Annotated in this window: 30 protein-coding genes; 13 read left to right on the forward strand and 17 right to left on the reverse strand. The window is 56.2% G+C overall.

Annotation, left to right across the window (positions count from 1 at the left end; genetic code table 11):
* Positions 1-56: 56 nt before the first annotated feature.
* Both BM347_RS05960 and BM347_RS05965 read left to right on the forward strand, forming a co-directional pair.
* A complete protein-coding gene (locus BM347_RS05960) occupies positions 57-656 on the forward strand; it encodes a 2-hydroxychromene-2-carboxylate isomerase (RefSeq protein WP_093915544.1) in 600 nt (199 codons plus the stop codon).
* Positions 653-1441, forward strand: coding sequence for an alpha/beta fold hydrolase (locus BM347_RS05965; RefSeq protein WP_093916053.1), 789 nt, complete (start codon positions 653-655; stop codon positions 1439-1441). Before BM347_RS05960 ends, BM347_RS05965 begins: the two co-directional genes overlap by 4 nt.
* Positions 1442-1444: 3 nt before the next feature.
* Here the strand turns inward: BM347_RS05965 and BM347_RS05970 are convergent, their stop codons facing one another.
* From BM347_RS05970 to BM347_RS05995, 6 genes are all read right to left on the reverse strand, one after another.
* Positions 1445-2482 carry a threonine aldolase family protein gene (locus BM347_RS05970; RefSeq protein ID WP_093915545.1) on the reverse strand — a complete coding sequence of 346 codons (1038 nt, stop codon included), beginning with the start codon at positions 2480-2482 and terminating at the stop codon, positions 1445-1447.
* Entirely contained in the window at positions 2482-2952 is a 471-nt protein-coding gene (locus BM347_RS05975; RefSeq protein WP_093915546.1) for a YcgN family cysteine cluster protein, read from the reverse strand. Before BM347_RS05975 ends, BM347_RS05970 begins: the two co-directional genes overlap by 1 nt.
* Positions 2949-3881, reverse strand: coding sequence for a bifunctional riboflavin kinase/FAD synthetase (locus BM347_RS05980; RefSeq protein ID WP_093915547.1), 933 nt, complete (start codon positions 3879-3881; stop codon positions 2949-2951). Before BM347_RS05980 ends, BM347_RS05975 begins: the two co-directional genes overlap by 4 nt.
* Positions 3882-4022: 141 nt before the next feature.
* Positions 4023-4466 (reverse strand): MaoC family dehydratase, encoded by a 444-nt coding sequence (locus BM347_RS05985; RefSeq protein WP_093915548.1) that lies wholly within the window; start codon positions 4464-4466, stop codon positions 4023-4025.
* Positions 4467-4557: 91 nt separating this feature from the next.
* Positions 4558-5430 (reverse strand): TIGR01459 family HAD-type hydrolase, encoded by an 873-nt coding sequence (locus BM347_RS05990; protein WP_093915549.1) that lies wholly within the window; start codon positions 5428-5430, stop codon positions 4558-4560.
* Between the two features lie 83 nt (positions 5431-5513).
* Entirely contained in the window at positions 5514-6086 is a 573-nt protein-coding gene (locus BM347_RS05995) for a TetR/AcrR family transcriptional regulator (RefSeq protein ID WP_093915550.1), read from the reverse strand.
* Between the two features lie 101 nt (positions 6087-6187).
* On the opposite strand from BM347_RS05995, the gene BM347_RS06000 reads away from it, so the two are divergent.
* Positions 6188-6754: a carboxymuconolactone decarboxylase family protein gene (locus BM347_RS06000; protein ID WP_093915551.1), complete on the forward strand. Its 567-nt coding sequence runs from the start codon at positions 6188-6190 to the stop codon at positions 6752-6754.
* A gap of 90 nt (positions 6755-6844) precedes the next feature.
* Here the strand turns inward: BM347_RS06000 and BM347_RS06005 are convergent, their stop codons facing one another.
* On the reverse strand, positions 6845-7765 hold the full coding sequence (locus tag BM347_RS06005) for a manganese-dependent inorganic pyrophosphatase (protein WP_093915552.1): 921 nt from the start codon (positions 7763-7765) through the stop codon (positions 6845-6847).
* Between the two features lie 87 nt (positions 7766-7852).
* The gene (locus tag BM347_RS06010; protein ID WP_093915553.1) at positions 7853-8206 is read right to left on the reverse strand and encodes an MmcQ/YjbR family DNA-binding protein; all 354 of its coding nucleotides are present in this window, start codon (positions 8204-8206) and stop codon (positions 7853-7855) included.
* A 54-nt stretch (positions 8207-8260) separates the two neighbouring features.
* Between BM347_RS06010 and BM347_RS06015 the strand changes: the two genes are divergently transcribed.
* The 5 genes from BM347_RS06015 (at position 8261) to BM347_RS06035 (ending at position 13090) form a co-directional block, all read left to right on the forward strand.
* Positions 8261-8941, forward strand: coding sequence for a DUF2161 domain-containing phosphodiesterase (locus BM347_RS06015; RefSeq protein ID WP_093915554.1), 681 nt, complete (start codon positions 8261-8263; stop codon positions 8939-8941).
* A gap of 176 nt (positions 8942-9117) precedes the next feature.
* On the forward strand, positions 9118-9405 hold the full coding sequence (locus BM347_RS06020; RefSeq protein WP_093915555.1) for a co-chaperone GroES: 288 nt from the start codon (positions 9118-9120) through the stop codon (positions 9403-9405).
* Positions 9406-9479: 74 nt separating this feature from the next.
* On the forward strand, positions 9480-11132 hold the full coding sequence (groL, locus tag BM347_RS06025; protein WP_093915556.1) for a chaperonin GroEL: 1653 nt from the start codon (positions 9480-9482) through the stop codon (positions 11130-11132).
* Positions 11133-11420: 288 nt separating this feature from the next.
* Complete coding sequence (locus BM347_RS06030) at positions 11421-12050, forward strand: LysE family translocator (protein ID WP_175498510.1); 630 nt, start codon at positions 11421-11423, stop codon at positions 12048-12050.
* A gap of 191 nt (positions 12051-12241) precedes the next feature.
* Positions 12242-13090, forward strand: a complete 849-nt coding sequence (locus BM347_RS06035) for a DMT family transporter (protein WP_093915557.1) — start codon at positions 12242-12244, stop codon at positions 13088-13090.
* On the opposite strand, the gene BM347_RS06040 is transcribed toward BM347_RS06035, so the two are convergent.
* Positions 13056-13508, reverse strand: a complete 453-nt coding sequence (locus BM347_RS06040; protein WP_093915558.1) for an NUDIX domain-containing protein — start codon at positions 13506-13508, stop codon at positions 13056-13058. The genes BM347_RS06035 and BM347_RS06040 overlap by 35 nt on opposite strands.
* A gap of 71 nt (positions 13509-13579) precedes the next feature.
* Between BM347_RS06040 and BM347_RS06045 the strand changes: the two genes are divergently transcribed.
* Both BM347_RS06045 and BM347_RS06050 read left to right on the forward strand, forming a co-directional pair.
* Positions 13580-14383, forward strand: a complete 804-nt coding sequence (locus BM347_RS06045) for an esterase/lipase family protein (protein WP_093915559.1) — start codon at positions 13580-13582, stop codon at positions 14381-14383.
* Positions 14370-15512, forward strand: coding sequence for an alpha-D-ribose 1-methylphosphonate 5-triphosphate diphosphatase (locus BM347_RS06050; RefSeq protein ID WP_093916055.1), 1143 nt, complete (start codon positions 14370-14372; stop codon positions 15510-15512). Before BM347_RS06045 ends, BM347_RS06050 begins: the two co-directional genes overlap by 14 nt.
* Here BM347_RS06050 and BM347_RS06055 read toward each other — a convergent pair.
* The 3 genes from BM347_RS06055 to BM347_RS06065 form a co-directional block, all read right to left on the reverse strand.
* A complete protein-coding gene (locus BM347_RS06055) occupies positions 15502-16569 on the reverse strand; it encodes a 5-(carboxyamino)imidazole ribonucleotide synthase (RefSeq protein WP_093915560.1) in 1068 nt (355 codons plus the stop codon). The two genes, BM347_RS06050 and BM347_RS06055, sit on opposite strands and share 11 nt — an antisense overlap.
* Positions 16562-17050 carry a 5-(carboxyamino)imidazole ribonucleotide mutase gene (gene purE / locus BM347_RS06060; protein ID WP_175498511.1) on the reverse strand — a complete coding sequence of 163 codons (489 nt, stop codon included), beginning with the start codon at positions 17048-17050 and terminating at the stop codon, positions 16562-16564. The genes BM347_RS06055 and purE overlap by 8 nt, the downstream gene beginning before the upstream one ends.
* Before the next feature lie 71 nt (positions 17051-17121).
* Positions 17122-17346 carry a YdcH family protein gene (locus BM347_RS06065; protein ID WP_093915561.1) on the reverse strand — a complete coding sequence of 75 codons (225 nt, stop codon included), beginning with the start codon at positions 17344-17346 and terminating at the stop codon, positions 17122-17124.
* A gap of 163 nt (positions 17347-17509) precedes the next feature.
* On the opposite strand from BM347_RS06065, the gene BM347_RS06070 reads away from it, so the two are divergent.
* Both BM347_RS06070 and BM347_RS06075 read left to right on the forward strand, forming a co-directional pair.
* Positions 17510-17926: an Hsp20 family protein gene (locus BM347_RS06070; protein ID WP_093915562.1), complete on the forward strand. Its 417-nt coding sequence runs from the start codon at positions 17510-17512 to the stop codon at positions 17924-17926.
* Between the two features lies 1 nt (position 17927).
* A complete protein-coding gene (locus BM347_RS06075; RefSeq protein WP_093915563.1) occupies positions 17928-18146 on the forward strand; it encodes a DUF1150 family protein in 219 nt (72 codons plus the stop codon).
* Between the two features lie 146 nt (positions 18147-18292).
* Here BM347_RS06075 and BM347_RS06080 read toward each other — a convergent pair whose 3' ends face one another.
* The 3 genes from BM347_RS06080 to trxB form a co-directional block, all read right to left on the reverse strand.
* Positions 18293-19081, reverse strand: coding sequence for a glycosyltransferase family 10 domain-containing protein (locus BM347_RS06080; protein ID WP_217644015.1), 789 nt, complete (start codon positions 19079-19081; stop codon positions 18293-18295).
* 391 nt (positions 19082-19472) lie between these two features.
* Positions 19473-21188, reverse strand: coding sequence for a bifunctional sulfate adenylyltransferase/adenylylsulfate kinase (locus BM347_RS06085; protein ID WP_093915565.1), 1716 nt, complete (start codon positions 21186-21188; stop codon positions 19473-19475).
* Positions 21189-21355: 167 nt separating this feature from the next.
* A complete protein-coding gene (gene trxB, locus BM347_RS06090; protein WP_093915566.1) occupies positions 21356-22360 on the reverse strand; it encodes a thioredoxin-disulfide reductase in 1005 nt (334 codons plus the stop codon).
* Between the two features lie 225 nt (positions 22361-22585).
* Here trxB and BM347_RS06095 point away from each other — a divergent pair, with 225 nt between their 5' ends.
* Positions 22586-23086: an Lrp/AsnC family transcriptional regulator gene (locus tag BM347_RS06095; protein WP_093915567.1), complete on the forward strand. Its 501-nt coding sequence runs from the start codon at positions 22586-22588 to the stop codon at positions 23084-23086.
* A 14-nt stretch (positions 23087-23100) separates the two neighbouring features.
* Here the strand turns inward: BM347_RS06095 and BM347_RS06100 are convergent, their stop codons facing one another.
* Both BM347_RS06100 and BM347_RS17540 read right to left on the reverse strand, forming a co-directional pair.
* A complete protein-coding gene (locus tag BM347_RS06100) occupies positions 23101-23790 on the reverse strand; it encodes a Hint domain-containing protein (RefSeq protein WP_093915568.1) in 690 nt (229 codons plus the stop codon).
* 325 nt (positions 23791-24115) lie between these two features.
* Positions 24116-24259, reverse strand: a complete 144-nt coding sequence (locus BM347_RS17540; protein ID WP_175498513.1) for a hypothetical protein — start codon at positions 24257-24259, stop codon at positions 24116-24118.
* Between the last annotated feature and the right edge of the window lie 77 nt (positions 24260-24336).

Genomic DNA, 24336 nt, shown 5'->3' on the forward strand with positions numbered 1-24336 from the left:
GCTTAACATGACCTTACGGTCTGGCAAAGCTACCCGGGACTGGATCGGAGACCTTAATGCCCCATATAGACTATTTTTTTGCGACTCTTTCGCCATATGCCTATTTGGCGGGAAATCGGCTGGAGGAAATCGCGTTAAAGCATAGTGCGACGATCACCTATAAGCCGTTTGATCTGATTACGGGTTTCGGGCGGACGGGGGGGCAACCGCCCAAAGACCGGCACCCCAGCCGGCAGGAATACCGCGCGATTGAATTGCCCCGTCAGGCCAAGAAACTGGGCATGCCATTCAATCTGAAACCGGCGTTTTGGCCGACAAATGGTGCCCCGTCGTCCTATGCGATTATCGCCGCGCAAAACGAGGGTGGCGGCGATGTTGGCAAGCTGTGCCAGTTGATCATGCAAGCCGTTTGGGTCGAGGACCGCGACATCGCCCAAGACGACGTGGTGCGCGACTGCCTTGCCAAGGCGGGATTTGACCCCGCAGTCGCAGACAAAGGGTTGCTGCAAGGGGCCGACACCTATGCCCGAAACCTAGAAGAGGCCGTTGAAAAGGGTGTGTTCGGTGCGCCGTTCTATATTCTAGATGATGGTCAAAAGTTTTGGGGCCAAGACCGGCTGGAAGATCTTGAAATGTGTTTGGATGGCCGTTTGTGACGCTTAAGACTTTTTCGCGCAGCTTTGGGCATGGTCCCCGTCGCGCATTGGCAATTCATTGTACGCTGGCCCATTCCGGCGCGTGGCGCGGCGTGGCCGAGGCTTTGTCCGACGATTTGACCCTGCTGGCCTACGATCTGCCCTCGCATGGGAAATCGGGCGACTGGGACGGGCAGGGCAATGTGCATGATGTGGCGACCGATATGGCCCGTGCCTTGCTGACCGAGCCGATGGATATTATCGGCCATTCTTTCGGGGCGACCGTGGGTATGCGTCTGGCAATAGAAAGCCCCGAACTGGTGCGCAGCTTGACCATGTTTGAACCGGTCTATTTTGCCGCTGCCCTGATCGATGATCCTGACCGGGTGCGCGCCGCAGATCGCAACAGCGCCGCCTTCAACGTCGCCTACGAGAGTGGCGACACCATGGAGGCCGCACGCATTTTCAATACCGGCTGGGGCGATGGCAGTGGCTGGGAAAAGACCCCCGAAAAGCTGCGCCAGTATATGGCGGACCGCATCCATTATGTGCCGGCCAGTCAGCCGTTTTTGCGCGACGATAGCGCGGGTTTGTTACAGCCCGGGATGTTTGAGCGCGCGATCATGCCGGTGCTGCTGATGGATGGCGCGACCTCGGGCGATATGGCCTTTGCAATCAATGAATCGCTGGCCAAGCGGTTGCCAAACGTCACCTGCCGCACCATCGCAGGGGCAGGGCACATGGCCCCGCTGACGCATCCGGTGGCAGTTGCTGATGAAATCCGGGCGCTTCTGGCGGAAACCTAGCGGTTAGAAATGCGAAAGAAACTGGTCGATCGCAGGTTTCCCGATTGACCAGTCGCAGACCAGCCGCGCCCCAAGCAATTCTTCAGGGTCATCGCCCTCAAGCGATCCGTTCCAGATGTAGTATTTGGCACCGGCGTCATGCAGCTTTTGGTGAATGCGGCGTGGCCAGCTGGCGAAAATCATATTGGCATCTGGCTGATGCAAAAACGCTGCCCCCGCCGCGCGCAACCCAGCGACAAGATGCGCCGCGCTGTCATTGGCCTGCTGTGCCATCGTCATCCACAGATCATCCTGCATATATCCCGCCATTTGCGCCGATAGATAACGGTGCTTGGAAAACAGATGGGCCCCGCGCTTGCGGCGTAATTCGAACTCCCACGCTTTGGTTGGGTCAAAAAACACAACTGCTTCGACCCCCATGCAGCCGTTCTTGGTGCCGCCAAAGCTCACCACATCAACGCCAGCTTTCCATGTCATCTCGGCCGGGGTGCACCCCAATGCCACCAGCGCGTTGGCAAAACGTGCCCCATCCAGATGCACGGGCAGGTCATAGCCTTTCGCCACGGTCGTCAGCGCGCGGATCTCGTCCAAGGTGTGCACCGACCCGCGCTCGGTGACTTGGGTGATCGACACCGGCCCGCGCTGCGCGCCATGCACATTGCCGTCGGGGTGCTTTTCAATGGCGCGGCGCAAGGCGTCTGGCGTCATCATGTCGTCGGTTTCGATCACGGTCAGCTTGGCCGCGCCGGCATAGAACTCCGGCGCGTTGCATTCGTCTTCGTTAATGTGAGAGGTGGTCGAACAAAATATCGTCTGCCACGGTTTGGCATAGCAGGCCAGCGCCAGCGCATTAGCCGCCGTGCCAGTGGCGACCAGATATACCTCAGCCTGAGGGGCCTCGAACGCGGTGCGAATGGCATCGCGCACCTCGTCCATAATCGCATCCTTGCCATAGGGCATCGCGTGCCCCTCGTTGGCTTGGGTCAACCGCGCCATGATCTGGGGGTGAACGGGGCCTGCGTTGTCAGAGGCAAAAAACATCAGGTCGGCTCCTCAATGATATGATCTTCCCATTCCTCGAACGGGGTATCGAATTCTGAAACGGTGCCATATTGCACCGAAATACCGGCGGTATGCACGCTGTCCGGATCGCCGGAAATCAGCGGATGCCAATCATACAGCGGTTTACCCTGCCACAGCAGGCGATAGGCGCAGGTCAGCGGCATCCAATAGGCATGGGTGTCCAGATTTTCAGGCTTAAGCACGATGCAATCGGGTACAAATTGATGGCGGTTTTCATAATGGGTGCAGCGACAGGTGGCATCGTCCAGCAACCGGCAGGCCACGCGGGTCAAGGCGACTTCTTGTGTGTCCTCGTCCTCAAGCTTGTTGAGGCAGCATTTTCCGCAGCCATCACACAGGGCTTCCCATTCGGCAGGGGACATCTGGGCAAGGGGTTTCTTCTCCCAAAACCGTTTCGCCAAGCCCTTGGCCGCAATCGGATCGGTCATAGTGCAGCCAGAATGGCACGTGCCTGGGCGCTGTCGGAATCCATCTGTGTGATCAGCGTATCAAGCCCGTCAAACTTTTCCTCGCCGCGCAGATGCTCAATCAAGGCGACGGATACATGCTTGCCATATAAATCGCCCGTGAAATCAAAAATGAACGTCTCAAGATTTGCTTTGTTCTCGCCGAACATCGGACGCACCCCAAGGCTGGCGACACCGTGATAACGCCCGGCCTGCGGCCCTTCGAGCACATCTACCAACACCGCATAGACCCCAAAGGCAGGCGGGTGCAGCCCGTCGATTGACATGTTTGCCGTGGGATAGCCTAATTCGCGCCCCCGCTTCTCACCGTGCAAGATCGGGCCCTCAACGCGGTGCCAATGTCCCAGCATGGCAGCGGCCTCACGGGGCTTGCCTGCCGACAATGCAGCGCGGATCGCGGTTGATGATACCGTGCTTTCGCCCTTGGCCATCAACGGGGCTATGGTCACGCCAAACCCCATCTCGGTCCCGAAATCACGCAGCATCTCGGCGGTGCCTGCACGTTTCTTGCCAAAGCAAAAATCTGCGCCAACCACCACATGGCGCAAACCCAATCCATCGACCAAAACATCCTTAGCAAAGCCGCGGGGGCTTAGCGCCGACAAGGCGGCATCGAATTGCAATTCGTACAGCTTTTTCACCCCAATCTTTTCCAGTTGATGCGCCCGCGCTTCGGCACCCATCAGGCGAAACGGCGGGGCAGAGGCGGCAAAAAACTCGCGGGGGTGCGGCTCAAACGTGACAACGCCCAAGGGGGCATCGGGCAGGGCATTTCTGGCAAGGTCAATGACGGACCGATGCCCCAGATGCACGCCATCAAAGTTCCCGATCGCCGCGGTGGCCCCGCGATCAGACGCGCTCACAAATTGATAATCTCGAATGATATCCATGGCCAAGGTCGTAGCCCCGTCTGACCTGACTGACAAGCGGCGGCCCTGCTTCTCTGGCTCAAAAATATCCCGGGGGTGTGGGGGCTGGCCCCCACCCGGTGCAGAATTAGTCAAACCACCGATATATGGTCGACACCGCGATCAGTCGAATTTACGCGAGGGTGCCAGAACGGTTGCTTCGCCAACCAACACTTTCTTGCCCTCGACCGCGCAATGACAGTCCAGCTTGACCCGGCGTTTGGCGACATCAATGTCGATCACTTTGACTTCGGCATAGACCATGTCACCGGGGCGCACGGGGGCCAGAAACTTGAGCGACTGGCCCATGTAGACTGTGCCATGACCGGGCAGTTGTTCACCAATCACGGCCGAGATCAGGCCGGCGGTCAGCATTCCGTGGGCAATACGCCCCTCAAAAATCGTGTCTTGGGCATAGTCGTCATCCAGATGCACCGGGTTCCGGTCGGTAGAGATCTGCGCGAACATTTCGATGTCTTCGTCCGTCACCACCTTTTGCAGGTAGCGGGACATGCCCATTTCGATGTCTTCAATACAGATCGTTCCGCGCGGAAGGTTATCCAACATTCTACACCCTTCGGGTAATAAAGTGACGCGCCCATGGGCGTTTGAGACACTTAATTACTTTGCAGGCGCAGAAATGCAAGCAGAAAATGGCTCAGCGCAGGTGCCCGATCGTATATGTCGGCGATGACATTTCCTTTTCCAGATAGCGGTTCAATGCATCGGGATCGGGCTGGGTCGTGGTTTTCGTCTCTTGCGCAGCCAACCCGCCCGAGATGAAAAGCGAATCGATATCTTCGCCCATCGCTCCTTTCACGTCGGTTTGGGCACCATCGCCGATGGCCAGAATATCCTTGTCGGAAATATCGCCTGCCACAGTAAACAGCCTGCGCCGCGCCAGATCATAGATGGGCGGGTGGGGTTTTCCGAAATACAGGCTCTCGCCGCCCATCTCGGTATACAACGCCGCGACCGCACCGGCGCACCATTCGCGGACATCGCCCCGGTCCACGACAATGTCAGGGTTGGCGCAAAGCAGTTTCAGGCCTTTCTGTTTGGCCAGTAACAGCTGGGGGCGCAGCACGCTGGGGTCTTGCAGGGGGTCGAATGGCCCCGTGCAGACAATCCCTTCAGCGTCTTCAAGCGCGACTTTGTTAATTGTGACGGGGTTTTCCAGAATGGCGATCGGGTCAAAGAAATGTTTGAAATTTGGCGGGCCAAGGTGCCAGATATTGTTGCCCACGGTGCCCCGGTACATTGCCGCCCGCGCAGAATCCCCCGAGGTGGCGATGTCATCCCACGCATCATGGGGAACACCGAACTCGGTCATTTGTTTTTCCACACTGGCGCGAGGCCGGGGGGAGTTTGTGACCAAAATCACCTTGCCGCCGCCCTTGCGATAGGCCTGGAGCGCCGCCACAGCATCTGGCAGCGCCTTGACGCCGTCATGGACGCAGCCCCACAGATCCACAAAAAGCGCCTCGTACCGGTCCGAGATTTCAAAGAGATTGTTAATGATCTGGGTCATTGGGGCGTTCCGTTCTGCAATGCATTTTCACCGCAGAAAGCACACATACAAAGGTGGGGCAACAAGATGTGTGGAACTTGGGGCTAGAGTGTCGCCAGATTGTTGGCGATCTCGGCCGCAATGGCATGGGCGTCCACGCCGTCACGTTCCGCAGACACGCGCAACCCCAGCACGTCCGATTGATATCTGCGCGCCAAACTGCGCGGATCATGTGCCGCGCTAATGTCGCCAGCTGCTTGGGCTTGCGCGAAAAGCTGGGCGAACAGCTGTTCCATATTTTGCAAATGCTGGTCTGCCTCTTGGGCGAGAGGGTGACGATGCGCCTGAAGCTCAAGCAGGGTTTTGGACAGCATACAGGCCTTGGCGGGGGCTTTTTCGTTGCCGATTGCCATGGTTGGAAAACGTTTCAGAGCCTCAAGGGGGCCGTGTTCTGTGGCGAGTTGTTTCAGCCGCTCCGTCCCGTCTGCGGCATATTTATTCAGGGCCAGCGCGAACAGGGCATCCTTTGACCCGAACGCCGCGTAAAAGCTGCCTGGTTTCATTTTCAGTGACGCTTCCAGGTCCTTAAGGGACGTGCCGGCCCAACCACGCTGCCAAAACAAATCGCGGGCGCGGTCGATTAACTCGTTGCGGTCGTAGTTTGGTTTGCGCGGCATCACTTCACCTGATTTTGAATGATCACTCAATTATATACTTGAGTGATCGCTCAATAAAGCCTAAATGAACATACCCGACATAATTTAAAGGATTCCGACTGATGACTTTCCCTTCTCACGATCTTGATTCCGCCCCCGAAGCGTCCAAACCGCTCTTGGAGAAATCGCAAAAAGCGTTCGGCCGTTTGCCGGGTCTGCACAAGATTCTGGCCGAAAGCCCCCAAGCCTATGAAGGGTATCAGGTGCTGCACAAGCTGTTCACCGAAACCGATTTCGATGCCGAGGAACTGACCGTTGTCTGGCAGGCGATCAACGTCGAGAATGAATGCCATTATTGTGTGCCCGCCCACACCGGCATCGCAAAAACGATGAAAGTGTCCGAGGAGATTTCCGAGGCGCTGCGCAATGAAACGCCACTGCCCACGCCCAAGCTTGAGGCGCTGCGCACGTTTACGGTTCAGATGTTCCGTGAACGTGGCAATGTGACGGATGCGCAGATGCAGGCATTTTTTGATGCCGGCTATGGCCACCGAGCGGTGCTGGACGTCATTCTGGGGATGGCGCAGAAAACCATGTCGAACTACGTCAACCACGTTGCGCAAACGCCCGTCGACGAGGTGTTTAAACCCCTCGCATGGACCCGTAGTGATACGCCTCTCAAGGTCTAATTGAAGCGACTTACCCGCATTCAGATAAACAAAAGGCCCCTTCGATCCGAAGGGGCCTTTTGCATTTAGATCGTTAGAAGGTCTTTGATGTCAGACCTTGAGGTTCGGGATGATCTGCTTTTTGCGGCTCATGATGCCGGGCAGAACGACCGTGTCGCCGGTGACTGTCGCGCCAAAGCTTTTCTCGGCCACAGATTTTGTCAGATCGTTCGGGATCAACATTGTGGCTTCTTCGTTCAGGATATCGACCACGAACAACAGCACCTGATCGGCACTGTCTTGGGTCGCCACGCCGGGCATTGCCGCCATCAACGCATCCTTGCGGTCCAGTACTGTTGCGGGCGATGTGGTTTCCAGAACCGAAACGCGGAACTGCTTGCCGCCGACTTCGTATTCTTTGCTGTCCATGCGCAGCAATTCAGCCTCGGAAAACGACGAGACGTCGGATTTCGCGGCAAACATCTGTGCGGCGTATTCTGCAATGTCGATGCCCAGATCCTTGGCCAGCGCATGGGCGATTACAGTGTCTTCCTGCGTCGTGGTCGGGCTGCGGAATTCCAGCGTGTCGGACAGGATGCAGGTCAGCATCGCGCCTTTGATGTTTGTGGGCATCTGCGCGATATGATCGCCGATCAATTTATACATGATCGTTGCGGTACAGGCGACCGGCTCCATCGTGATGCTGATCGGGCCTTTGGTCTCAAGTCCGCCCACCAGTTTGTGGTGGTCGATGATCGCCTTGATGTCCGCATCGTTGATGTTGTCTGGCAATTCGGCGGGGTTGTTGGTGTCAACGATCACGACGGGCTGGTCGGCTTCGACGCCCGAAATGATCTGTGGTTTTTCCAGCTTCCAGTGGTCCAGCATGAACAGCGCTTCGGTGTTCGGTTCGCCCAGTAGGGCAGGTGCGGCATCGACGCCTGCGACCTCGTTTAGATACCACGCCCAGATGATCGGGCTGCCGGTGCTGTCGGTGTCGGGGGATTTATGGCCAAAAACGAGCGTTGTCATATGCGGTGTCCTGCAAAGGGGAGGGTTGGATTTTCGCGCCTTATAGGGCGGAGTGCGGCCTTTGTCACCATCTGGTGACGCGCGTGGCTACAACCCCAATTCGGCGCGCTTCTTTTTGGTGAGACCTTGGGCGACGATATCATACGACGCTTTGATGTGGTCACGCAGGCTGGCATCACTAAGCCCTTCGGGCGTGTAATACTGCAGCCATTTCAGGCCACGCGATGCAAGATAGGGCGCGGGCCGCATACCGGGGCTGTCGGACAGGATTTCAAACGCCATTTCACTGGCCTTGAAGCTTACCGTGGCACCACTATTGCCCATGCCGACCACGGCGAACACTTTGCCGCCGATCTTGTAGACATCCGCATTGCCCCATTGCACGACATGAGTGCTGTGGGGCAGGGCGTTGCAAAACTGGTTCATTTCGTCGCGCGTCACGATATCAGCCTAGGGGGTTCTCAGCGCCAATGGAATACTGATAGCAATAACGTCATGAGCACCCCGCGCGAAACTGACCTCTATCCGCCCGTGAAGTCCTTTCTTGAGGATCAGGGCTATGTGGTGAAAGCCGAGGTTGGTGCCGCCGATGTAGTGGCGATCCGCGGGGAAGAACCGCCCGTGGTGGTAGAGCTGAAGCTGGTGTTTTCGCTGGCGCTGTTTCATCAATGTGTTGAGCGGCTCAAGGTCAGCGACGATGTGTATCTGGCCGTCGCGCATAAACCCGGCAAGCCGTTCTACAAAGCGGTCAAGGCCAATACCGTGTTGGCGCGGCGATTGGGGCTTGGGCTGATGACAGTGCGGTTGTCGGATGGGCTGGTGTCGGTGCATTGCGATCCGGGGCCTTATGCACCGCGCAAGAATACCAAACGCAAGGCATCGTTGTTGCGGGAATTTGCGCGACGTCAGGGCGATCCGAATGACGGCGGACAAACGCGCGTCGGGTTGATTACCGCATATCGCCAAGACGCGTTGAAGCTGGCGATATACTTGTTCGAGGTAGGTGCCAGCAAAGGGGCCGATGTGGCCCGCGAGACCGAGGTGAAGCGGGCGACCGTCATGATGCGCGACAATCACTACGGCTGGTTCGAAAAAGTCGAAAAAGGCATCTACGGTATATCACCCGAAGGGGCAGAGGCAGTTAAGACCAGCGGTCGCGTTCTGGGGTCCAGCTGATATTTGCCGCCCAATCCGGTCTGTTACAATTTTTCACAACACAATGGTTGACTAGGACAGGGGACATCCTTAGCTAAACCTCATTAGCACTCCAGGATACTGAGTGCTAATGGCCGCTTCTCCGAACGGGGGAACGTGGCTTGGGAGAATAACTTTGAGCCTTAAGGAGCTGAAAGATGGCATTAAAACCGCTTCACGACCGCGTGTTGGTGCGTCGCACCGAAAGCGAAGAAAAAACCAAGGGTGGCTTGATCATCCCTGATTCCGCAAAAGAAAAGCCTGCTGAAGGCGAAATCGTTGCTTGCGGCGAAGGCGCACGCAAAGACAGCGGTGAACTGATCGAGATGGCTGTAAAAGCCGGTGACAAAGTTCTGTTCGGAAAATGGTCCGGTACCGAAGTCACGCTCGACGGTGAAGAGCTTCTGATGATGAAAGAAAGCGACATCATGGGGATCCTGTCCTGATTCCAGGGCAGACGGGTCATTTCTGACCCTTCACATGACGCTGACATCAAAACAAGAATTTAGGAGAAGACACTATGTCTGCTAAGGACGTAAAATTCGGGACCGACGCCCGTAACAAGATGCTTAAGGGTGTGAACATCCTGGCTGATGCCGTCAAAGTCACACTGGGTCCAAAAGGCCGTAACGTTGTGCTGGACAAATCCTTCGGCGCGCCGCGCATCACCAAAGACGGTGTATCGGTTGCCAAGGAAATCGAACTGGAAGACAAGTTCGAAAACATGGGCGCACAGATGGTTAAGGAAGTTGCTTCCCGGACCAACGACGAAGCGGGTGACGGTACAACAACCGCAACCGTTCTGGCCCAAGCCATCGTTAAAGAAGGCATGAAATCGGTTGCCGCTGGCATGAACCCGATGGACCTCAAGCGCGGCATCGACATGGCGACCACCACTGTCGTCGAAGCGATCAAAGCAGCAGCGCGCCCTGTCAATGACAGCGACGAAGTTGCTCAAGTCGGTACCATCTCGGCCAACGGCGAATCGGAAATCGGTCGTCAAATCGCTGACGCGATGCAAAAAGTTGGCAACGAAGGCGTTATCACTGTCGAAGAGAACAAAGGTCTGGAAACAGAAACCGATGTTGTTGAAGGCATGCAGTTCGACCGCGGTTACCTGTCCCCTTACTTCGTCACCAACTCCGACAAAATGACTGTCGAGCTGGAAGATGCGATCATCCTGTTGCACGAAAAGAAACTTTCGTCGCTGCAGCCAATGGTTCCTCTGCTCGAGCAGGTCATCCAGTCGCAAAAGCCGCTGTTGATCATCTCGGAAGATGTTGAAGGCGAAGCGCTGGCAACACTCGTTGTGAACAAACTGCGCGGCGGTCTGAAAATCGCAGCGGTCAAAGCACCTGGTTTCGGCGATCGTCGCAAAGCCATGTTGCAAGACCTTGCAATCCTGACAGGCGGTCAAGTGATCTCCGAAGATCTGGGCATGAAGCTTGAGTCCGTTACAATGGACATGCTGGGTTCCGCCAAGAAAGTAACCATCACCAAAGACGAAACAACAATCGTTGATGGCGCTGGCGAAAAGGCCGAGATCGAAGCACGTGTTGCTCAGATCCGTAACCAGATCGAAGAAACTACTTCCGATTACGACCGTGAAAAGCTGCAAGAGCGCGTTGCCAAACTGGCCGGCGGTGTTGCTGTGATCCGCGTTGGCGGCATGTCCGAAATCGAAGTGAAAGAGCGCAAAGACCGCGTTGACGATGCATTGAACGCGACACGTGCCGCTGTTCAAGAAGGCATCGTTGTTGGTGGTGGTGTTGCTCTGGTTCAAGCTGGTAAAAAGCTTGAAGGTCTGACAGGCGACAACGCTGACCAGAACGTCGGTATTTCCATCGTGCGCAAGGCACTGGAAGCACCGCTGCGTCAGATCGCTGAAAACGCTGGTGTTGACGGTTCCGTAGTGGCCGGCAAAATCCGCGAAAGCGACGACCTGAAGTTCGGCTTTAACGCCCAATCCGAAGAATATGGCGACATGTTCAAATTCGGCGTTATCGACCCTGCCAAAGTTGTCCGCACCGCGTTGCAAGACGCAGCATCCGTTGCAGGTCTGTTGATCACAACAGAAGCCATGGTCGCTGATCGTCCGTCGAAAGACGGCGGCGCAGCAGGCGGCGGCATGCCCGATATGGGTGGCATGGGCGGCATGGGCGGCATGATGTAAATCACGCCGTAGAGTTTACGAACTCTTCGCTGACAGAATTAAGGGGCGCATCGTTTGATCCGCCCCTTATCATATGTGTAGAGGGCCCACGATTAACCCCGACCGCAGTATGTTTCTGTATAGACGATGCCTTTGCATAAATCTAAGGGGGCGGTTTAATAGTTTCGGATGTCGCCTACGCGGACGAAGCTGCCGTCCAAGGACTGTGTGCGAATGGCCGCAATGAGGGTTTGACCATTTTGCTCTCAAGGCCTTAGCTTGCTGTTGCGCAACTGAAGGAATGCGATGATGGCGATGGAAACGTATTTGATCTATCTGGCAGCGGTTGCGGTTTTCTTCGCAACACCGCCGGACACCAGTCAGCTTCTCATCATTTCGAACAGCGTCAGACATGGGCTGAAGCGGAGCGCCTACACCATTGCCGGAGACCTGACTGCCAACAGCTTGCAAATGACCGGTGCAGCTTTCGGTCTTGCTGCAATCATCGCGACGTCAGCGAACGCGTTCATTTGGATCAAATGGCTCGGGGTGGCCTATTTGGTATGGATTGGCGTTCAGCTTATTCTCTCAAAAGATCAAACAGATGACGTCGCCGCCGCTGAATCTGGCCAATCGTTTCGGTTGTTTCGTCAGGGCTTTGTGACGTCGATGGCAAACCCTTTTGCTGTCGTTTTTTTCGGAGCGCTCTTTCCTCAGTTCATCGACCCGACATTGCCTGTGCTGCCCCAGCTTCTGATCTTAGGTGTCACTTACCTTGTCGTAGACGGAGCAATTTTGCTGGTCTGGGGCTGGCTTGGAGTCCGAGCGGCAACGGCACTAAGGCGGTTTTCCTTCGGCTTGGTGAACAAGATTTGCGGCACGCTTATGATCGGCGCAGCTGCGTTGCTCGCAAGCAAAGACTTTCAGCCTCAGCGTTAGTAACTGGAACGCATTGCTGACATTCGTGCGTTGTGCAGCATCCGGTAAAATGGGCTCAAACCGGACATTCGCCCTTGTGATGATCGCTCCCGATTTGGTCACGATCGTTAACACCTCTGGGAAGGAGCTTGATCTTGTGATGCGCATCTTTTTCGTTGGCGCGTCCCGCGCGGCTGGCCTAAGCAGACATCATGCGTATTTTCCTTTTGACCGCCCTTGTGATGATCGCCTTTGCTGCGAACTCTGTCCTGACGCGTTTTGCCATTGCAGGCGGGTATATTGACCCCGCTGGTTTTGCTGTGGTCCGGGTCGCGTCTGGGGCCGTCATGCTATGTCTTATTCTGCTGCTACGCGGCGGACGCGTGCAGGTTTTCAACCGTCAGCGCTGCTTTGGTGCGCTGACCTTGGCGGTGTACATCATCGGGTTTTCCTTGGCTTATCTGACATTGGATACGGGGCTGGGGGCGCTGATCCTGTTTGGCGTGGTGCAAATTGCGATGTTCGCCCATGGCGCATTGTTCGGTGTCGCGCCAACGCTGCGCAAGATGATCGGGGCCGCTGTCGCTTTTGCTGGCTTGGTGCTGGTTCTGTGGCCCAGTGCCGCTGTGCAGGTCGATCCGCTTGGCGCGGTGCTGATGATCGCGGCGGGTTTGGGCTGGGCTGCGTATACAATCATCGGCAAAGGCTCTGCCGATCCGCTGGCAAACACCGCAGGCAATTTCCTGATCTGCACGCCGATGGTGGCGCTGCTGATGTTGGTGCAACCGGTGTTTAACACGCCCACAGGCCTTGTTGTCGGCATCCTGTGCGGGGCGGTGACATCGGGGCTGGGTTATGCCTTGTGGTACGCAGTCTTGCCAAAGCTGATGCAATCCACGGCGGCGGTTGTGCAACTGTCGGTGCCGGTCATTGCCATACTCGCGGGTGCCGCAATTCTGGCCGAACCTGTGGGGATCAAGGTGATCGTGGCAACGGTGCTTGTCCTTGGGGGAATTGGGCTGGCAGTCAGCGCACGATCAGCTCAAGCGGGTCGTAGCTGATCGGGGTATCGCCGAATGCAACGTCGATCAAGCTGTCGGGTTTCACCCTCAGCTGCGCCATCTCGCTTTTTGTGACCCAACGCCGGTCCGAGACAATGTTTTCAACATCTTGCCATGCGGGGTCGACTTGGGTTGATCCGATCACGGTGCAGCGGAAATAGAAATCGACCTGATGAAACCCGCGGGTTGGGTCGTGAAATTCATTTACCAGACAAGGCGCGCCCACAGCGATCCGCAGACCCGTTTCCTCAAACACCTCACGGGTGAGATTGTCGGGTAGGGACGCCCCCACCTCGACCCCGCCGCCGGGGGCGCACATCAGATCGCTTGTGCCGCGCGGATAGGCATTAACCAAAAGCAAGCGGTGATCATGCACTATGACGGCTCTTACCGCCAAACGCGGGCCATTTTTCGCCATTTCACGCTCTTTCCGTTATCGCTGCGGTCAAAGCATTTCACATACAGGAATTTCAGTCTATCTGCACAGAGATGAAAAACGTACTTGTCCTCTTTATTCTGATCTTCGGGTTCAGCGGTTGCGCCTCTGCGCAATCCGACCTGGCGCGGGCCGGCGAGGGACGCTGTGTTGTGCTCTTGCATGGGTTGGCGCGTACGGAAACATCCTTTGCCGTCATGGAAGCCTCGCTGGAAAGCGAAGGATATAAAGTCGTACGCCCCGGGTATCCCTCGACCGAGGCACCGGTCGAAGAGTTGACCCGCCGCACGCTGCCCGACGCGGTTGCGGCCTGCGGCATCGACAAGGTGGATTTCGTGACCCATTCCATGGGCGGTATCTTGCTGCGGCAATGGGTGTCCGAGGTCGGCGATGCACGGGTGGGCCGTGTGGTCATGCTGGCCCCACCAAATCAGGGGAGCGAGGTCGTCGATACCTTGGGTGATATCGCGGCCTTTGATTGGATGAACGGCCCTGCGGGTGCACAGATGGGGACCGGGGAAAATTCTCTCCCGCGCAGTTTGCCGCCGGTCACATTCGATTTGGGCGTGATTGCGGGTACGCAATCCCTGAACCCGTATTTTTCGTCGATCTTGCCGGGCCGTGATGATGGCAAGGTGTCGGTGAAATCCGCGCGGGTCGATGGCATGCGTGATTTTCTGATGCTGCCGGTCACCCATACATTTATCATGTTGAACCCGACGGTGATCGCCCAGACGATGATCTATCTGGACACGGGCAAGTTTGACCGGTCGCTGACTTTTATCGATGCGGTTCTGGATTCAATTGGATGTCCTGAAGGGGGCTGTTTGCCGGGGGTTGATGATGTTGAACCTTGATTTGATCGGGGCTCGTGTATTGGGCGGCAGCGGGCTTGAGGAACGTCCTTTGTCGGTATCGGGCGGGGTGATCGTGGACGCCGCACAGCCGCGTCAGATTGATTTGAGCGGCTATATGATCCTGCCGGGTATCGTTGATGTGCATGGTGACGGGTTTGAGCGCCATTTGGCCCCGCGCCGCGGCGCAATGAAAACACTGTCCGAAGGGATGGTCGCGGCCGAGGCTGAACTCGCGGCCAATGGTATCACGACCGCTGTGCTGGCCCAATTCGTGAGTTGGGAGGGCGGGCTGCGCGGGCCTGAATTCGCCAAACAGGTTTTTGATGCGATGCGCAAAACGGTCCCGGCATTGGTCACCGACCTGCGCGGGCAGTTGCGGTTTGAGACACATATGCTGGATCTTTATGCGGAAATCCCCACGTTGATGCAGGAATACGGGCTGTCCTATATCGTCTTTAATGATCACCTGCCGCATGGGCGTCTGGCCGAGGGGCGCGCACCCAAACGGATGGTGGCCCAAGCGCTCAAGGCGGGGCGGAACCCTGATGCACATCTGAAGCTAATGCAGGAATTGCACGGGAACCGCGACGCGGTGCCTGCGGCCTTGGATGATTTGTGCCGTACACTTTCGGCTATGGGCATTCAGATGGGCAGCCATGATGACACCACCGGGCAGGGCCGCGCCGTATGGCGTGCGCGTGGCGTTCAGGTGGCCGAGTTCCCCGAGACACTGGACGCCGCCGAAGCCGCAGCAGAGGCGGGCGATCTGGTGGTGTTGGGGTCGCCCAATGTGGTGCGGGGCGGGTCGCATAACGGCAATGTGTCTGCGGTCGATCTGATCACAATGGGCATCGGTTCGGCTTTGGCATCGGACTATCACTATCCATCGCCCAGACGTGCCGCATTCATGTTGGCCGATAGCGGCGTCCTGCCGTTGCAGGATGCGTGGCGGCTGGTTTCAGCCGGGCCTGCCGGGGTTTTGGGGCTGGCAGATCGCGGTGACCTGAGCCTTGGCAAAAGGGCTGATTTGGTGGTGCTGGACGCAAAAACGCGCCGTGTCGCCATGACGATGTCAGGCGGGCGCGTCAGTTATATGTCTGGTGATATCGCGATGCGATTTACCGCTTGATGATATTCACGTGGCCCATTTTACGGCCCGCTTTTACGTCGGTTTTGCCATAAAGGTGCAGTGCTGTATCGCGCTGTTTCGCCAGCTCTGGCACGCGGTCCATATCGTCACCGATCAGGTTTTCCATCACCACATCGGCATAGCGGCTGCCGTCGCCCAAAGGCCAACCCGCAATGGCACGAATGTGCTGTTCGAATTGGTCGATGGCGCATCCGTTTTGGGTCCAGTGGCCTGAGTTATGCACACGGGGGGCAATTTCATTCACAATAAACCCTTGGGGTGTCACGAATAGTTCCACGCCCAGCACGCCCACGTAATCAAGTGCGTTCAATATCTTGGCGGCCATCAACACCGCATCCATCCGCAGGGAGGCTGACAGATTTGCGGGCACAGTTGTCGTGTGAAGAATACCATCGCGGTGGACGTTTTCACCGGGATCAAAGCAGGCAACCTCGCCGGAAGGGCTGCGGGCCGCAATGACCGAGACTTCACTGGTGAAGTTGACAAACCCTTCTAAAACCGCAGGGCTGCCCGCCATATCCTCAAGAGCGGTCGGCGCGTCATCCGCGCTGAGCAGTCGCGATTGGCCTTTGCCGTCATAGCCAAAACGGCGGGTTTTCAGGATCGAAGGCGTGCCGATGGTTTGCATCGCGTCCTCGAGGTCAGCGGCGCTGGCGATATCGGCAAAGGGAGCAACGCGCAGGTCCAGCCCCTCAAGGAATGTTTTTTCGGTCAAGCGATCCTGACTGGTGCGCAAGGCCTCGCGGTTGGGGTGAATGGTGCGGATGGTTTCAATCACATCCAACGCTTCGGTGGGGATGTTCTCAAACTCATAAGTGACAACGTCAACGGCATTTGCGAAGGCTTTGAGCGCGTCAATATCGTCATAGCCTGCGGTTGTCACATGGTGGGCAACATCCGCTGCAGGCGGGTTCGCGCCGGGCTCAAAGATATGGGTGCGAAATCCCAGACGTGCAGCCGCAACAGACAGCATGCGGCCCAGTTGGCCGCCGCCCAAAATACCGATGGTTGCACCGGTCGCCAAGGTATCAGTCATCAACAGGCTCCTGCGGGATAGAGGCGCTGAGCGCGTCGCGCCAATCTTCGAGACGTTTGGCCAGCGCATCGTCGCCAAGCGCCAGAATACCAGCGGCCATCAGCGCAGCGTTCGCTGCACCTGCGGCACCAATTGCCATGGTGGCAACGGGGAAACCGCGCGGCATCTGCAAAATGGAGTATAGCGAATCGACGCCCGACAACGCTTTGGTCTGGACCGGCACGCCGATCACCGGCACGCGGGTTTTTGACGCCATCATGCCGGGCAAATGCGCCGCGCCACCAGCCCCTGCGATAATCACCTGTAATCCGCGGTCTACGGCTGTTTTGCCGTAGTCCCACAACCGGTCGGGCGTGCGGTGGGCTGATACGATCTTGGCCTCATAGGCGATGCCCAAGTCATCCAGCAAAGCTGCGGCTTCGCGCATCGTGCTCCAATCGGATTGGGAACCCATGATGATACCGACGGGGGGATTTTCCATATTGGATATGCCTTTGCTAGATCGCCTAAGAAGCGCGTACTATAGCCATCATAGGTGGGGTGGCAATCGGATCAGGCCGTAATATCCGGCGTAAGACGATCTTCGATCTGGGCAATCAAATCTTTCAGCCGCAGCTTGCGCTTTTTCAGCCGTTGCAGCGTCAAGGCATCTGCCGTGCCTTTATCAACAAGCGCTTGGATTTCGTCATCAAGATCGCGGTGCTCACGGCGGAACACCGCAAGCTCGACGCGCAGGACGTCATCGTTCTTCATCGACAGGTCAGTTGGGGCATTCATATGGCTAGGCGATTCTTCCTTTGACTTAGGATCTATAACATAAGCGTTAGTCAAACATTGGCATAGCCCTTGCTTATGGACGTCTGCTCCCCATATTTAGGGGGAAGGTCGCCGATATAGGGGCCGTAACAACTGACTGTCGCTTGACTTAAGGACGTGTCTTATGACGAAATTAACACTAGCTTCTTACCCGCATATGTTGGGCTTCGAGCAGCTTGAACGGGTGTTGGAGCGAACTGCCAAGGCAGGAAACGAAGGGTATCCCCCTTTCAACATCGAACAAACATCAGATTATAGCTACCGTATCACGCTGGCAGTTGCGGGCTTCGCCGAGGAAGATCTGTCGATCACCGTCGAAGACCGGCAATTGGTGATACGCGGCCGCCAAACCGACGGGCCTGACGACCGGGTTTTCCTGCATCGCGGGATAGCGGCGCGGCAATTCCAGCGGTCATTCGTGTTGGCTGACGGGGTCGAAATCGGCGAGGCGCTGATGGAGAACGGCCTACTTCATGTGGATCTAAGCCGCTCGAAGCCGGAAAAAGTAGTTCAGACGATTAAAATCAGAAAAGGGGAATAAAATGCAAAATACAGAAACGCATCTTAAGGACCGGACCGTATACGTGAAAACGATTGCCGTGTCCGACCTGCCCCTTGAAGTGCGCGAACAGGCCGAAGGGCTTGAACAGCTTTACGCGGTTCATGACGCAAAGGGTCAGCAATTGGCGCTGGTCGGTGATCGGAAGCTGGCGTTTAGCTTGGCCCGTGACCACGATTATGCACCGGTGATGGTTCACTAAGATGAGGATAATCAATACGGCATAGGCCCGAAATGATTGATTGATGAGAAGGCGTATTGCGCCTTCTCATAGAGGCCAATGAACAGTTATCGTTCAAATTGCGTGTATACTCGCCGCCTTGAATTCTCAATGCGGTGTATGGCGATCTAGTCGCGCTTTTTCCCTTCCAGTACAGCCAGCTTGCGTGCACGTTTGCGGTTTCTTGCGGCCTCGATACTGTTGCGCAAGCCCACGGTCTTGAGCTCGGCACCGGGGTCAAACAACATTATTGCATTGCGCAGGGCCCATTGGCCTATGCTGCCGCGCGCACTGGGTTCGGGCCAAAGCGCACGTTCCGACCAGATCCATCTGCGGGGGGCGTCCGCTGGCTTCACGTCATGCGTCAAAAGATGTTGCGCCAATTTGACCAGTTGTTGGGCGATATTGTATTTTTCCAGTATCAATTCACGTGCTTGGGTCAAAGCGGGGAGCGACCGGGACCAAAGATCGGTTTCAATCGAGGTCTTAATCGTCTGCGCGGCTTTGTCAGGATCTGTGGTGTCCAGCTCGAGAAAACTGTCTTCGGGGAAATACTCAGCCAGATTTGTACAACCGCTATAAAACGGAAAAGACCAACACAAAAACGGGTCGGCAACTTTTTCTGTCCATGTGTCCCGCCCGGTGCAATTCTCAAGGGCGATGTGGTACTTATGCGGCCAAAGCGCATCAGCTTTATCGTCAATGGTTTTGAAGCCACGCCCATAGACATCAAGATATTCTGGAATGCGCTCCATCAAGGCCTCAAGGAACACCAAACGGCTTTTGTGGAATTCTGTATGAACTTTGTTCGACGTAACAATCGCGATTTTGTCATGCTTTTGCGGAGGCACGGGCATTGAGGCAAAATGATCGTATCCGCGCAAGGCATCCGCGTGCGCTCGTGCGCCAAACGACATGCCTGCAAACCAATACCAGTGTGGCGCTACTTTCCAATGCTCCGTCGCTAAGGTCTTTTCTGTAGCAGAGATGACCGTGCCATATTGGTTCAGATACCGTGCTGCATAGGGATGTATGTCATCGGGCTCTGCGGCAATGAAAGCGGTCCGTGATTTGGGCAGTTTTGTGGGAACTGAGTAGGACGCTCGGTTAAAAACGATCAACGCGTCGATGTCGTCTGGCACCTCTAGACCAATCGTGAATTTCAGACCTGAAAAGGTGTCCGATGACCCTGGGAATTGCTTTAAAAATAACGCGCTGGGGGCGTCCGTGAACACATGTACTCTTTTTACTTGCTCCACTTCGGCCCCCACCTGCCTAGGCATTCAAAAATATTGCTCTGCCCAAAAATCAGTTGTTGGATATGAGTCCCATGCTTTCCAGCTTGAGCAACACTTGGTGCGCGCAGTTGTCGACGTCGACATTTTCCGTCTCAACGGCCAGTTCAGGGTTTTCAGGGACATCGTAAGGGTCTGAGATCCCGGTAAACTCCTTGATCTTGCCTTCGCGGGCCAGCTTGTACAGACCCTTGCGGTCACGGCGTTCGCATTCCTCGATCGATGTGGCCACGTGAATTTCCACGAAAGCACCAAAGGATTCCACATCCTCACGTACCGCGCGACGTGTGGTGGCATAGGGCGCGATGGGCGCACAGATCGCGATGCCGCCGTTCTTGGTGATCTCGGAAGCGACATATCCGATGCGGCGGATGTTCAAATCGCGGTGTTCTTTGCTAAAGCCCAGTTCCGAAGACAGGTTCTTGCGCACGATATCGCCATCCAGCAACGTGACCGGACGACCGCCCATTTCCATCAGCTTGACCATCAAGGCATTGGCGATGGTGGATTTGCCCGATCCCGAGAAACCGGTGAAGAACACGGTAAAGCCCTGCTTGTTCCGCGGCGGACGGGTACGGCGGAGCTCTTCGACAACCTCGGGGAAAGAGAACCATTCGGGGATCTCAAGACCCTCTTGCAGGCGGCGGCGCAATTCGGTGCCCGAGATGTTCAGGATGGTGATGTCATCTTTGTCTTTGATCTCGTCAATGGCCTCGTATTGGGCGCGTTCCTGTACCCAGACCATGTGTTTGAAATCGACCATTTCGATGCCCATTTCCTCTTGATGCTCGCGGAACAAGTCCTGCGCATCATAAGGGCCATAAAAATCTTCGCCTTTGGAGTTGTTGCCGGGGCCCGCGTGATCGCGGCCCACGATGAAATGCGTGCAGCCGTGGTTCTTGCGGATCAGACCGTGCCAGACCGCCTCGCGGGGGCCGGCCATGCGCATGGCCAGGTTTAGTAGGCTCATTGACGTGGTCGCCGAGGGGTATTTGTTCAACACGGCCTCGTAGCAACGCACGCGGGTAAAGTGATCAACATCGCCGGGTTTGGTCAGGCCAACAACGGGGTGGATCAGCAGGTTTGCCTGGGCTTCACGGGCGGCGCGAAAGGTCAGTTCCTGGTGCGCACGGTGCAGTGGGTTACGGGTTTGGAAGGCTACAACCTTGCGCCAACCCATCTTGCGGAAATAGGTGCGCAATTCGTTCGGCGTGTCGCGACGTGCCTTGAAATCATAGTGAACGGGCTGCTGGATGCCCGTGATCGGACCACCCAGATAGACGTTGCCAGCGGTGTTATGCAGATAGTTTACCGCCGGGTGGGCGCTGTCATCGGCACCAAAGACTCTTTCCGCCTCTACCGCCTTATTCGGCGTCCAACGGTCGGTGACGGTCATGATCGCAAGAATAACACCTTCTTGATCGCGCAGGGCGATGTCTTGGCCAATCTCAAGCCCTTCGGCGAATTTGTCAGAGACATCCAGATTGATTGGCATGGGCCACAGTGACCCGTCCGCCAGACGCATGTTTTCGACAACGCCGTTATAATCTTCTTCTGTCAAGAACCCCTTGAGCGGGTTGAACCCGCCGTTCATCAGCAGTTCAAGGTCGCAAATCTGGCGCGGGGTCAGATCGTGGCTGACCAGCTCGCCTGCTTCCACCTTCAGCTTTTGCGCCGAATCGTAAGAAACATAAAGTTCGGGGATCGGTGCTAGGTTCGACGTCTGCATGGCTATCTCGCAATATATCAGTACAAATGGAGGTTTTGCCGGGGTTTAGACCGGTGTGTTTGGGCTAATCAAGGCTTGCGTCCTGTTTGCTGAGAATTACGGACAATGACGCGATTTTTGTTAGGAAATAGCAATTCTTTCCCAACAAACTATCACCAAGCCGAAAGTTAGACGCTCTCTTTGACTTCGGCACCGTATCCCAACGGCAGTGATGTGTCTTTACCTTCATCATCGCCGACCTCCGCCAGAAAGCGCTCCGCCTCGAGCGCCGCCATACAGCCCATCCCCGCGCTGGTCACAGCCTGCCGGTATTTATGGTCGGTCAGATCGCCCGCGGCGAAAACTCCGGGGATCGAGGTTTCGGTGCTGTCGGGCTTGGTAACGACATAGCCGCCCATGTGGGTTTCCAGAACGTCTTTGACCAGCTCATTCGCGGGCGCGTGACCAATGGCGACAAACACGCCTTTGGCCGGGATGTCTGTAATCTCGCCGGTTTTGACATTCTTGACCTTCACGCCTTCGACACCCAGCGGCATGTCGGTGCCGTACACTTCGTCAAGCTCGTGAAACCACATCGGAACGATTTTCGGGTTCTTCTCAAGACGGTCAATCAGGATTTTCTCGGCGCGCAGTTCATCGCGGCGGTGGATCAGCGTCACTTTCGAGGCGAAGTTTGTCAAAAACAGCGCTTCTTCAACAGCGGTGTTGCCGCCACCGATCACCACGATCTCTTGGTTGCGATAGAAAAAACCATCGCAGGTGGCGCAGGCCGATACGCCAAAACCTTTGAACTTTTCTTCGGTTTCAAGGCCCAGCCACTTCGCCCGCGCGCCCGTGGCAAGGATCACAGCATCGGCAATATAGGTGGTGCCGCTGTCGCCCTTGGCGTGGAACGGGCGGCTAGACAGATCAAGATCGTTGATAATATCGCCGATAATCTCGGTGCCCATCGCCGCTGCGTGTTCTTGCATGCGGACCATCAGATCGGGGCCTTGTACCTCGGCGTCGCCGGGCCAGTTTTCGACCTCAGTTGTGGTGGTGAGCTGCCCGCCCGGTTCAATGCCCTGAACAAGGATGGGGTTCAACATGGCGCGACTTCCATAAACGCCAGCGGTGTAACCCGCAGGGCCGGAGCCGATAATCAAAAGCTTGGTTTTGCGAGTCTCGGCCATGGTCAGCCCCCTGAATTAAGTGATCCTATTTGTTAAGCCAATATAGCGATGCCAAGGAGCGCCTTAAACCCCATGAATACACCAAGCTGGGTAGCTGTTTGCTATTTCCGGGCGATGCGACGACAAGCGCGAAAGGCACCAGAATCATATTGTTGCGTGCTGGCGAAAGAATATTGCGCCCCACAGCGGGGGTGTTATAACAATCGGAAATAAACTGGGGGTTTTATGGCAGGGACGCGGCTGGATCCGATTGACCGGAAAATTTTAGCCGAATTGCAGGCGGATGGTCGTATGACCAACGTTGAGCTTGCGAAACGTGTCGGCATTTCTGCGCCTCCTTGCTTGCGGCGTGTGCGCACACTTGAGGAAAGCGGATATATCCGTGGCTATCATGCGGATGTGAATGCACGTGATCTGGGCTTTGAAGTACAGGTCTTTGCGATGGTCGGCCTTGCCAGCCAAGCCGAATCAGATCTGACGACGTTCGAGGAAAAATGCCGCGGGTGGCCGCTGGTCCGAGAATGCCACATGCTTAATGGCGAAGTGGATTTCATCCTTAAATGTGTTGCGCCGGACCTGTCGACCTTTCAAAGCTTTCTGACGGGGCGATTGCTGACCACACCCAATGTTGCCAGTGTGAAAACCAGCCTTGTCATTCGGCCAGCCAAGGATGAACCCGGCGTGCCCTTTGATGTGTTGGAAGACAGATTAAGCACAAGCGCTTAAGGCAGGGCGCGCTTTTAGGCGGACATCGCCATGTCGGATGGGTCCGGCGCGCGCGGGTGGCACAAAGCGCCAAAATCAACTTCGCTCCGGATATGTGGGAACATTCCCAAGAACTGGTCTCGGTGACGTATGGGAACGTCACGCAGGAAATCTATTCCGGGGTGGAATGTTTCAACGGACAGCCCGCCTACGGTGATGGTTGCGTGTTCATCAAGACAGAGGTGGTACAGGCGAACCGGTGTTGGCGGTGAAATGGCGATGATATTCACGCCGTCCACCAGATCGCGCACCGGTGTAAGTATCTCTTTTTCCGAACCTTCGCCGCGCATGTTCAGTGGGGTATGTAAAATCCGTGCCGAAGGTCCAAAGGTGACGAAGCCTGTGGGGCGTCCGACGCCAAGACTGTCAGCCATAACGCGCACCAAGGGGGTGCGTTGGCCGGTGTCGGCGGGCACGAATGAGCTGGAGCCGATCCAGATCAGCGGCGAAGAAGTGCCATCGCTTTTTACGATCATGTCACCGGGGTGCAGGTCTTCTACGGCGATTTCGCCTTCGGTGGTGAGGACAGGCGATCCATGGGCAAAGGCCGCAAAGGCGTTTTCGAAAACCGGCAGGGTAGGGGCGCGATTTTGACCGATAAACACAGTTCCATCGGCGCGCTTTGCAACGATCTCGTAGCTTCGGCTTGGCTGGTTGGTCTGCATTTTCGGCCCTTTTGATAGATAAGAAGTATAATAGCCTCGCGCGCTGATGTCATTAGACAGCGAAATTGGTTTAGATACGATTGAGGACGACATGGTGTTCTGCATCATTGTATTACTTTCTAGTCGGGCATCACATGGTTCAAGCCTGCGCGGATACGCAGGTCGAGAAGCATGCATGAATGATGCAGTTCTCGTGCACCGGCCCAACGCAATTGCGTGTGGTGCCGTCCTTTGGCGTTAAACTAAATTTGGCCTTTCAGCCGACGGGCCAAACCTTGATCAGGCTGCCCCTTGGGCGGCGTACTGCCTATCCCCGTGGCGGAAATTAGGCGCTCTTGCGTACCGGTTGAGGCACATCGCGTGACGCGATAAAGGCGGCGCGGCGCGCACCACGTGCCCAAGGCATTTGCGTTGTTTCTTTGGCGGCGGCGGCAACAACAGACTTGATAAAGCGTGTGTTCGTTTTCATGATCGTATCCCCTTTGACATGTGGTCATTTGTGCGTTGGGACCAATATGCAAAGGCTTTTGGGCAAGGTTAGGGCGT

It is taken from the genome of Sulfitobacter marinus, from assembly GCF_900116285.1.
GTDB classification, from domain to species: domain Bacteria; phylum Pseudomonadota; class Alphaproteobacteria; order Rhodobacterales; family Rhodobacteraceae; genus Sulfitobacter; species Sulfitobacter marinus.